9 protein-coding genes are annotated in these 8,727 nt (G+C 62.9%); 5 read left to right on the forward strand and 4 right to left on the reverse strand.

The window, feature by feature from the left end; all coding sequences use genetic code 11:
* Positions 1-20: 20 nt before the first annotated feature.
* Entirely contained in the window at positions 21-155 is a 135-nt protein-coding gene (locus AC5IJH_RS15365) for a hypothetical protein (RefSeq protein WP_491903710.1), read from the reverse strand.
* Between the two features lie 230 nt (positions 156-385).
* Here AC5IJH_RS15365 and AC5IJH_RS15370 point away from each other — a divergent pair, with 230 nt between their 5' ends.
* Entirely contained in the window at positions 386-1,078 is a 693-nt protein-coding gene (locus AC5IJH_RS15370) for a Crp/Fnr family transcriptional regulator (protein ID WP_491903711.1), read from the forward strand.
* 6 nt (positions 1,079-1,084) lie between these two features.
* On the opposite strand, the gene cysS is transcribed toward AC5IJH_RS15370, so the two are convergent.
* A complete protein-coding gene (gene cysS, locus AC5IJH_RS15375; RefSeq protein WP_491903712.1) occupies positions 1,085-2,563 on the reverse strand; it encodes a cysteine--tRNA ligase in 1,479 nt (492 codons plus the stop codon).
* Between the two features lie 36 nt (positions 2,564-2,599).
* On the reverse strand, positions 2,600-3,769 hold the full coding sequence (gene tsaD, locus AC5IJH_RS15380) for a tRNA (adenosine(37)-N6)-threonylcarbamoyltransferase complex transferase subunit TsaD (RefSeq protein ID WP_491903713.1): 1,170 nt from the start codon (positions 3,767-3,769) through the stop codon (positions 2,600-2,602).
* 69 nt (positions 3,770-3,838) lie between these two features.
* On the opposite strand from tsaD, the gene AC5IJH_RS15385 reads away from it, so the two are divergent.
* A complete protein-coding gene (locus tag AC5IJH_RS15385) occupies positions 3,839-5,215 on the forward strand; it encodes a CCA tRNA nucleotidyltransferase (RefSeq protein ID WP_491903714.1) in 1,377 nt (458 codons plus the stop codon).
* On the opposite strand, the gene AC5IJH_RS15390 is transcribed toward AC5IJH_RS15385, so the two are convergent.
* Positions 5,175-5,780, reverse strand: a complete 606-nt coding sequence (locus tag AC5IJH_RS15390) for an NUDIX domain-containing protein (protein ID WP_491903715.1) — start codon at positions 5,778-5,780, stop codon at positions 5,175-5,177. The genes AC5IJH_RS15385 and AC5IJH_RS15390 overlap by 41 nt on opposite strands.
* Before the next feature lie 176 nt (positions 5,781-5,956).
* Between AC5IJH_RS15390 and AC5IJH_RS15395 the strand changes: the two genes are divergently transcribed.
* The 3 genes from AC5IJH_RS15395 to AC5IJH_RS15405 all read left to right on the forward strand — a co-directional run.
* Positions 5,957-6,346, forward strand: a complete 390-nt coding sequence (locus AC5IJH_RS15395; protein ID WP_491903716.1) for a hypothetical protein — start codon at positions 5,957-5,959, stop codon at positions 6,344-6,346.
* Positions 6,347-6,501: 155 nt separating this feature from the next.
* Positions 6,502-7,983, forward strand: coding sequence for a GH1 family beta-glucosidase (locus AC5IJH_RS15400; protein WP_491903717.1), 1,482 nt, complete (start codon positions 6,502-6,504; stop codon positions 7,981-7,983).
* A gap of 429 nt (positions 7,984-8,412) precedes the next feature.
* On the forward strand, positions 8,413-8,727 hold a 315-nt coding region (locus AC5IJH_RS15405; RefSeq protein WP_491903718.1), incomplete at its 3' end, for a hypothetical protein.

Here is an 8,727-nt window from a genome sequence, read left to right on the forward strand (position 1 = left end):
AGCTGTGTGCGGCTGGCCTGCTAGTCGCCGGCGAAGAGGCGCGGCCGCGTGGACGAGGGCAGCAGCACCGGAGACGTGGTCTCACGAAGGTGCCGGTCCAACAAAGCGGGTTGAAGTGCCTTCTGCCGCATGCGCTTGCCTTGTGCTCGGAGCATAGCACAGCACTGCAAGCACAGGCAGAGCGGCGCTGCGCCTAGGATATTTACTCGCCGCCATCTGTTACATGCTCTGTAAGATAGCCGACAGACGAGCACAAACACTGCTTTCTATGCTGGAACTTTCTAGTGGGACAAAGACGGCATCCACTGGCTTTCGGCTCCCGTCCGAGAAGAGTGGCACGACGACTCGTCTCGATGGATGAACTGCTGCGGGGGCTACAGTGAACATGTTGTGGGAGGCCGTTCCGGAGTCGGAACGACGAAGGCTAACTCCGTTCGTCGAAACCGTCACGCTCGATCTAAAAGACGTCATGGTCGAGCCGGGCGAACCCATCCGCTACGTCTATTTTCCCGACGGTTGCGTCGCTTCCAGTGTCTACACCATGCGCGACGGATCGACCGTCGAGACCGCCATCACCGGCTTTGAAGGTGTCGTGGGGGTGCATGTCTGGCTCAAGCAAAGTGTTGCCGTCACTCGCACGTTCATCCAGGTCCCGGGTGAATGTCTGCGCATGCGCGCGGACGTTTTCTTGACCGAAGTCGTCGATGCCAAGTCGCCACTCAATGACATCATCGCGGAGTATGTCAGCGCTTATCTGTCGATCACGGCAATCACCTCAGCCTGCAATCGCATTCACCGGATCGAGGAGCGGCTGTGCCGCTGGCTCAAGATGGTGCACAACCGCGTGAGCGGCGATGCCTTTCCCGTGCGGCATGAGTTTCTGGCCTACATGCTGGGCGTGCATCGCCCAAGCGTGTCGATCGCGGCCGCTATGCTGCGACGCGCGGGACTGATCCGCTACGAGTACGGACGCCTGACAGTGCTCGACAGCAAGGCACTCGAGAGTGGCGCGTGTGAGTGCTACTCCGCAATGGAGATGGAGTTCGAGCGGCGCTTCGGCCAGCGACTGCGCAAGTAGACCGGCTTACTTTCGCTTCCACCGCACGCCGTCTTTGCTGTCCTCGATCACGATCCCTTTCGCCGACAACTCATTCCGGATCGCGTCCGCCCGGGCAAAGTTCTTCGCCCGCTTGGCCTCTGTTCGCTGCGCTACGAGAGCATCGATAGCGCTGTCCGTCAGATCCAGATTGGCCTGTAATTGCGCGGTCGCCTCGGTCTTCCTGCCTTCACGGTCTGCCCACGCAAGGGCCTCTCGCGCAATTTCCGTATCGCGGTCGTCAAGCACGTTGAAGATCTGGTCGAAGCGGGCCAGCAGCTCGAGCACCGCCGGAACATTCTCGGCTTTGAACTCCCCGTGATCGGCCGCAGTGTTCACGTGCCGCACCAGTTCGAAGACAGCGGCTCGCGCCTCTGCCGTGTTCAGATCGTTGGCCAGCGCCGCAGTGAACGAATGGAGTGCAGTCGAAGTGAGCGCGACAATCTCGGCATTGCTCCCCGCAGGCCACGATCCGCTCACGATGCGTTCGCGGAAGGTGCGCAGTCGATCAACCGCCGATGTCGATTCCGCCAGGCCGTCGAAGGTGAAGTTAAGCTGGTGTCGGTACGGAACCGAGAGCAGCAGGAACCGAATCGCCGAGGCCTTGTAGCCGCGCAGCAGCAGATCGCGGACGGTGAAGAAGTTCCCCTCGGACTTCGACATTTTCCGGCCCTCAACCAGCAGGAACCGTACATGCATCCAGTGCCGCGCAAATGGCTTGCCTGTGGCGCCTTCGGACTGGGCTATTTCGTTCTCGTGGTGCGGAAACATTAGGTCTTCGCCGCCTGCGTGAAGGTCGAGTGTCTGCCCCAGGTACTTCATCGCCATCGCAGAGCACTCAATGTGCCAGCCGGGACGTCCGTGACCGAGCGCGGTGTCCCACGCCTGTTCGCCGGGCTTGGCCGCCTTCCACATCGCGAAATCGCTGGCCGAGTCCTTCTCATACTCGTCCACATCCACACGCGCACCCGCCGTATTGCCGCTCAAATCCTTCTTCGATAACTTGCCGTACTCCGGATCCTTCCCGATGCGGAAGTACCAGGAACCATCCTCCGTGCGATAGGCCAGCCCGCGCGCGGCCAGTTGCTCGATCAGCGTGACCATCTCCGGGATGTTCTCCGTCGCGTGCGGCATGATCTGCGGACGCAGGCAGCCCAGCGCATCCAGGTCCTCGACAAACGCCTGTTCGTACCGCGGCGTGTACTGCGCGATCGGCACCCCCTGCGCTGCCGCATTCCGGATGATCTTGTCGTCCACATCGGTGATGTTCATCACGTGCTGCACGGTGACGCCCTGTTGCTCGAGATAGCGCCGCAGCAGGTCCACATGCAGGAACGTCCGAAAGTTGCCGATGTGGCCGTAGTCGTACACCGTCGGACCGCAGGCGTAGAGCGTCAGCGTGCGGCCATCAGCAGGAGTGAGTGGTTCGGTGCGCGCGGAGAGTGTGTTGAACAGTTCCAGAGTCATGCGTTCGAGGGCAGTGCGGTTTGCGTCTCTCGGATTCTACGGGAGAGCCGCTTCCTGACCGAGCGGCAGGCTGGCGCGTGCGGACAAAGTAAGCGCTGCCGACTCCCCTGCACGCAGGCGGGGCCACGCTGCCGCGGCGATCATCGCCGCATTGTCTGTTGAGAGTGCCAGCGTCGGAAAAGCGATGGGCAGCCCGCGTGTCGCGGCCTCCGCGGTGAAGCGTGTGCGCAGCTCGCGGTTGGCCGCAACGCCTCCGGAGACGAGCAGCCCTCGCGCGCCGAAGTGTTCCGCTGCGGCAAAGGTTTTGCGCCGCAGATCATCCACAACTGCGCGCTGGAACGAGGCGAGCAGGTCCAGCGTCTGCGAATCGCACAAGCTCACCGCATCCTGCGGCCGCATGCCCGGCGTAAGCTCCCGCCGCCGCTGCTCGATTGAGCCGGCCATTCCATGCGTCTCCACGTAGCGCAGCACGGCCGTCTTGATCCCGCTGAAGCTGAAGCGGAAGTGCGCCTCCGACTGTGGCGTCTGGCCGCGGTGCGCCTTCGGCTTGATTTGCGCAAACGTGAACTTCACCGCGTTGGGATTGCCGTGCGAGGACAGCTCGTCGATCCACGGACCGCCCGGGTAACCGAGCCCGAGCAGCTTGCCCACTTTGTCGAACGCCTCGCCTGCCGCATCGTCCAGCGTGTGGCCGACGTTCTGATACTGCCAGCGCTCGTTGTGCTGCTCAGCCAGATACAAATGCGTGTGACCGCCCGACACCACCAGCGCGAGCAGCGGGCCGTGCCCGGTGAACGCGTCCGCATGCTGCAGCAGCACCGCATGGATGTGCCCCTCGAGATGATTGATCGCAATGAGCGGCTTGCCCAGCGCCCACGCAAGCGCCTTCGCATATCCAATGCCGACCAGCAACGCGCCTGCCAGCCCCGGTCCCTCGGTGACGGCGATCGCACCGAGGTCCTGCAGGCGAAGGCTCGGCTGGTCGAGCGCAAGGCCCGCTTCACGAATCGCGGCCTCGACCACGGGAACAATAGCGCGCAGGTGTTCGCGGGAAGCAAGCTCCGGAACCACCCCGCCGTACCGCGCGTGAACCGCAATCTGCGAGGCCACGACATTCGACAGCACGGACGAGCCGCGTGCCACGACCGAGGCCGCAGTCTCATCGCATGAGCTCTCGATGCCCAGGATCAGGCCCCGTTCGCTCATGTTGAAGTCAGCAGATTCAACTGTGGTTCGAGGAATCACATTCCAGTGTAGCGGCCTCATACTGAGGTGGTGGACACGCGTGAAAATCCGGAGCTGACCGCGGCAACGCAGATTGTGCGCCAGCTGCAGGCGCAGGGCCACACTGCCTACCTGGTGGGCGGATGTGTCCGCGACCTGCTGCTCGGCCGCAGTCCCAAGGATTACGACATCGCCACCAGCGCACGGCCGGACACGGTGCTCGGTCTCTTCCCACGCGCTTTCGGTGTCGGGGCGCATTTCGGGGTGGTGCTGGTCCCTACGGCCTCCTCCATGGGCGAGATCGTCACCGAAGTCGCGACGTTTCGCTCGGATGGCGTCTACAGCGACGGCCGCCGTCCGGATGCGGTCGTCTACGCGGACACGCCTCAGGCCGACGTCGAGCGCCGCGACTTCACCATCAACGGCATGCTCCTCGATGTTGAGCCGTACCTTGCGGGTGCCCGCGTCGAGGACGCTGTGCTGGACTTGGTCGGCGGCCGCGCGGATCTCTCCACCGGCGTCGTTCGCGCCATCGGCGATCCGCTGCGTCGCTTCACGGAGGACAAGCTCCGCATGCTGCGCGCGGTCCGCTTCGCCGCGCGGTTTGGCTTCAGCGTCGAACGCGCCACCTTTGCCGCCATCCGCGTGCTCGCCCCGGAGATCGGTCAGGTCAGCCGCGAACGCATGCGCGATGAGATCACGCGCATGTTGACGGAAGGACAAGCAGCGGATGCATTCCGTATGCTCGAGGCCTCCGGGCTGCTACGGCAGGTGCTGCCCGAGGTCGCCGCCATGCGTGGCGTCGAGCAGCCGCCGGAATGGCACCCCGAAGGTGACGTGTGGACCCACACGCTCCTGCTGCTGGAAAAGCTGGAGCCCCGCTGTTCGGCCACGCTTGCGTGGGGAGCGCTGCTGCACGACGTCGGCAAGCCGCCCACTTTTACCCAGGCCGATCGCATTCGCTTCAACGGGCACGCCGAAGTCGGCACCCGCATGGCAGCAGCCATCTGCCGCCGCTTCCGCTTCTCGAACGAAGAGACTGAGCAGATCCTCTCGCTCGTGGCCAACCACATGCGCTTCGGCGACGTGCAGAAGATGAAGGAGTCCACGCTTAAGCGCTTCTTCCGTCTGCCGCGCTTCGAAGAGCACCTTCGCCTGCATTGGCTCGACTGCACGTCGAGTCACAATCGCCTGGAGCTCTACGACTTCGCGAAGCAGCGTTACGAAGCAGCGCCACCGGACGAGGTCCGTCCACGGCTACTCGTCACCGGAGCGGACCTGATCTCGTTGGGCTACCGCCCGGGTCCGCAGTTCCGCGACATGCTGGATCTCGCAGAGGACGCGCAACTCGAAGGCGTCATCACCACAACAGAGCAGGGCCTGGAACTTATCCGCGAGCGGTATCCGCGGGAGCAGGCTGCTTCGTAGCCGCACTCTGGCCCTCCGCTGAGACTTGCTGCTGCGCCGCGCGCCATAATAAGTAACTGCCCCACGCCGCCACGGTGCATGCGTCGCGAATCTCGCCTGTGCGTAGCTTCTGCTCGAACTCCACGATCGGCACTCGCACCACCTGCATGTCGGACTCTTCACGGTCGCGCTGAGTCGGCCCCGGCGTGAACTGCTCCGCCACGAAGATGAACTGCCGCTGGCGCGCAAATCCGTACGCGATCCAGATCCACGGCAGCTGTGTCATCTTCGCTGCGCGCAGCCCAGTCTCTTCGCGCAACTCACCGCGCGCGAGTTCTTCCGGGTCGGCAATCTCTGACTCCCAGCCGCCCTGCGGCAGTTCCAGTGCGCGCTCGCCCACCGTGTAGCGGTACTGTTCGACACACCAGATTGCGTCACCGTCGATGGGAATCACGATCACGCAATCGTGCTTGTCAACAACGCCGTAAATGCCGGGGGTGCCGTCGTCGCGCTCGATGGCATCTTCGCGAACGCGCATCCAGTGATTGCGATACACCTCGCGGGAGGAGAGGGTGCGGATAGCCATGGCCTCAGCATCGCAGGCGTCGCAATCGGAGGCAAGGTTGCTTGCCGACATTGCAAATCGCGGCGCTCCGCGCGCCATGCATCGCCACACACGATTACGTGCAACAGCGCCGCACCGCGGCCCATCGTAAGCGAGTGGGCCAACAATCGAGAAAGCACACGCAGAAGGAGGGACCGATGAGAGAAAGAAATCGTACTTGGGCACTCTTGCTGGGTGCGGGTCTGCTTGGGACCGGCGTCACATTCACCACACCCACGCTCCACGCACAGAATCAGGGCTACTACGGTGGGCAGGAGCCCTGGGCGCAGATGCCCGGGGACTACAACGACGAGGCCGCTCGCAAGGGTTTCCACGACGGTATCGAAGGCGCGCGCCGGGACGCAGAGAACCATCGCCGCCCGGACGTGAACAATCGCGACGAGTACCGTCATCCCGACGTGCACAGCCGGGACCGCCGCGCCTATCGCGATGCCTTCCGTCGTGGCTATGAGACCGGCATGGATCACCTGATGAATGGCCGCGGGAATGACCGCCGCGACCGCGACCGTGACGACGATCGCCACTGATAGTGTGGATCCCTCGGCATCCGACAAGGGGCCCGCGAATAGCGGGCCTCTTCGCTTGAAGGGCACTCGTTTGCCTGAATCTTCACAGCGTTTCGCAATCGCGGACGCGCTTTGGTACTATGCCGCTTCGCTTCCAGCGATGACATGGAGACACGATGAAACGACCGATCTCGAGGCGCAGCTTCGCCCAGCTCCTGAGCCTGGCAGCAGGCGCTGCCGCTATTCCCGCCAGCGCACGCACCGCACCGCTGCCGGCGCAGTCTGGACAAGGCGACGCATCGAGCGGTTCCGCGCCGTCCCGTGCGTTCCCACAAGGATTCCTGTGGGGCTCCGCCACCGCCTCCTATCAGGTCGAAGGGGCCGTGCATGAAGATGGCCGCGGCGCATCCATCTGGGACGTCTTCTCCCACACCGCGGGCAAGACGCACAACGGCGACACGGGCGACGTCGCCGACGATCACTATCACCGTTACAAGGAAGACATCGCGCTCATGCGCGACCTTGGTCTCACGTCCTATCGCTTCTCAATCGCATGGCCGCGCATCTTCCCTACCGGTACGGGGACGCGCAATGCCAAGGGCTTCGACTTCTACGACCGTATGCTGGAAACGCTGCTCGAAGCGAAGATCGCGCCTTACTGCACGCTCTATCACTGGGACCTGCCGCAGGCGCTCGAACTGAAGGGCGGCTGGCAGAACCGCGACACCGCACTGGCCTTCGCGGATTACGCCGGCGTGGTCGCGGAGCACCTCTCCGATCGCGTGCAGCACTTCATGACCATGAACGAGCTCAGCAGCTTCGTCGATCTCGGCTACGGCACAGGCATGCATGCACCGGGCCTGAAGCTCGATCGCAAGGGCCTGGCGCAGGTCTCGCACCATGCGGTGCTCGGTCACGGACTGGCCGTGCAGGCGATCCGCGCGAAAGCCAAGCCCGGCACCAAGGTCGGCTTTGCAGACAATCCGCGTGCGGCCACGCCCATCATCGAGACTCCCGATCACATCGCCGCCGCCGAGCGCGCCCTGCGGGAAGAAAACGCGATGTACGGCACCGTGATCCATGAGGGCAAATACACCGACGCTTATCTCAAGAAGCTGGGACCGGATGCGCCGAAGTACACCGACGCGGACCTGAAGGCGATCAGCACCCCCCTCGACTTCCTCGGACTGAACATCTATACGGCGGACTACGCGCGCGCCGCGGACAATGAGCTCGGCTACGAGATGGTGAAGAAGCCGGCCTCGTATCCGCACATGTACAGCGAGTGGTTGTCCGTTGGTCCGGAGGCGCTCTACTGGGTCCCACGCTACGCCGCGAAGCTCTGGAAGCTCCAGGAGATCTACATCACCGAAAACGGCTGCTCGTCGTCAGACGTGCTGGCGCCGGATGGCCACATCTACGACTCGGATCGAGTCATGTACCTCCGCAACTACCTCACGCAGTTGCATCGTGCCGTCGAGGACGGCGTCCCCGTCAAGGGCTACTTCTGCTGGAGCCTGCTCGACAACTACGAATGGGCGGACGGTTATGAGAAGCGCTTCGGCATCACCTACGTCGATTTCAAAACGCAGAAGCGCACGCCCAAGACCAGCTCGCACTTTTACCAAGAGGTGATCCGCCGCAACGGCCTCGCCTAAGGAACCTCGTGGGCAGGAGAATTTCTGACTGACCAGCGGCTGCGGAGAGTGTGAGGCAGACGCGCGAAAGCATCGAAGTGTGCTGAACCATTTGGCGTGGAGACGAAATGGAGAAGCACTACGGGCCGAAGTCCTGGCCTTCTTTGCGCGCGCTTGCTGTGATCCTCTCCGCGGTCGTCTTGTTCGCAGTGGTCTTCAGCTACGCGATCACTTCCAAGAACCGAGGCAAGCTGCCGGCCACAGCATCGGTGGTCCAATCAGCAGCAGCATCGGGCGCGACGCCGCCGCAGCCAGCGTCACACATCCTCACCAAGGATACTGAGTTCATCGAACTCATCCATCCATCCCTCGAGAGGACACGCGGCAATAAAAAAAAGCGCGTACGTACAGCCAGAAAAGACGTCGACTGGGAATTCGTTCCCGACGGCGATGCGGCAAGTTCTCGCGAAAGATCGTGCCGCCTGGTTCGAGGTGGGTCACCTAACCACTTCCAGCACTTCGAATCCTGCGATCACCTCTGTCGATGCATCACCACTCACTCTTTCCGGGAGTGCGACGCTGCCTATCAGCGCCTCCACCCTCGCTGGTGTCTACTCCAGATTCGACAAGATCATCGCGCCGCAAATCGAAGCGACCCTTCCTGATCAAGTGCAGGCAAAATCCTGCGATCAGCAACTCAAAAACGTATGCCAAAATCTTGGGCATTCTTCGTCTGAATGCTCTGACCCGGCTGAGTTGAAAAAA

This window comes from Candidatus Dedyshia acidiphila (assembly GCF_051025295.1).
In the GTDB taxonomy this organism is placed as follows: domain Bacteria; phylum Acidobacteriota; class Terriglobia; order Terriglobales; family Acidobacteriaceae; genus KBS-83.

Excerpts from the sequence above, each read along its gene's own strand:
- AC5IJH_RS15390 (WP_491903715.1), bottom strand. The coding sequence starts at position 5,780 with ATGGCTATCCGCACCCTCTCCTCCCGCGAGGTGTATCGCAATCACTGG.
- AC5IJH_RS15395 (WP_491903716.1), top strand. The coding sequence starts at position 5,957 with ATGAGAGAAAGAAATCGTACTTGGGCACTCTTGCTGGGTGCGGGTCTG.
- AC5IJH_RS15400 (WP_491903717.1), top strand. The coding sequence starts at position 6,502 with ATGAAACGACCGATCTCGAGGCGCAGCTTCGCCCAGCTCCTGAGCCTG.
- AC5IJH_RS15365 (WP_491903710.1), bottom strand. The coding sequence starts at position 155 with ATGCTCCGAGCACAAGGCAAGCGCATGCGGCAGAAGGCACTTCAACCC.
- cysS (WP_491903712.1), bottom strand. The coding sequence starts at position 2,563 with ATGACTCTGGAACTGTTCAACACACTCTCCGCGCGCACCGAACCACTC.
- AC5IJH_RS15370 (WP_491903711.1), top strand. The coding sequence starts at position 386 with ATGTTGTGGGAGGCCGTTCCGGAGTCGGAACGACGAAGGCTAACTCCG.
- tsaD (WP_491903713.1), bottom strand. The coding sequence starts at position 3,769 with ATGAGCGAACGGGGCCTGATCCTGGGCATCGAGAGCTCATGCGATGAG.